A 575-nucleotide genomic window follows, 5' to 3' on the forward strand; every position below is an offset into this window, starting at 1 on the left:
CTCCGTGTACCCCGTTCGGCCGGAAGCGATCCCATCAGCCCTGGGCCGACTGAGGTCCGGCGAGCGATCTGCCGACGGGGCAAGGGCGCGCGCCCTCGGGCCACGTCCTTGCGACTCGGCAAAACCGCGGCGACTGCGGTCGCATCAGAGGTTGAACAGGTCCAGCTGGTCCTGGTACCAGCGTTCGGCGCTGACACCCTGCGACGAGGACGCCGCGATCCACCTGTGGTCGTCCCCGCCACGGACGTGGTGGACGTCTCCACGTCCCTCCCACGCGGAGTGGTGGCTGTGACGGAGGTCCTTGCGGTCGTCCGTGTACCCACCGCGGTTCCAGCCCTCGTGGCGCTCCGTGTGGTAGCCGTCACGTGCGTGACCGGCGTCGACTGCGGTGACCGAGGACTGGGCGTGCTCCACGGGTGCCGCAGTCGCCGCCGAGGCCGCGCCGCCGGCGCCGAGGACGGCTCCAGCGACCATCGCGGTGGAAGCGAGAGCGATCGATGCGCGCCTGATCATCTTGTTCATGGTCTTTCCCTGTCTTTGCGAAGGTCCGGTGGCCGGGTGACCGCCGTGGTGCC

Annotated in this window: 1 protein-coding gene; it reads right to left on the reverse strand. The window is 69.9% G+C overall.

Translation table 11 applies throughout. The features are described from left to right. Positions 1 to 144 precede the first annotated feature (144 nt). A complete protein-coding gene (locus tag ADL25_RS13100; protein WP_059127876.1) occupies positions 145 to 522 on the reverse strand; it encodes a hypothetical protein in 378 nt (125 codons plus the stop codon). Between the last annotated feature and the right edge of the window lie 53 nt (positions 523 to 575).

This window comes from Streptomyces sp. NRRL F-5122 (assembly GCF_001507435.1).
Taxonomy (GTDB): Bacteria; Actinomycetota; Actinomycetes; order Streptomycetales; family Streptomycetaceae; genus Streptomyces; species Streptomyces lannensis.

Bases quoted from the DNA above. Each gene is read 5' to 3' on its own strand.
- ADL25_RS13100 (WP_059127876.1), bottom strand. From the start codon at position 522: ATGAACAAGATGATCAGGCGCGCATCGATCGCTCTCGCTTCCACCGCG.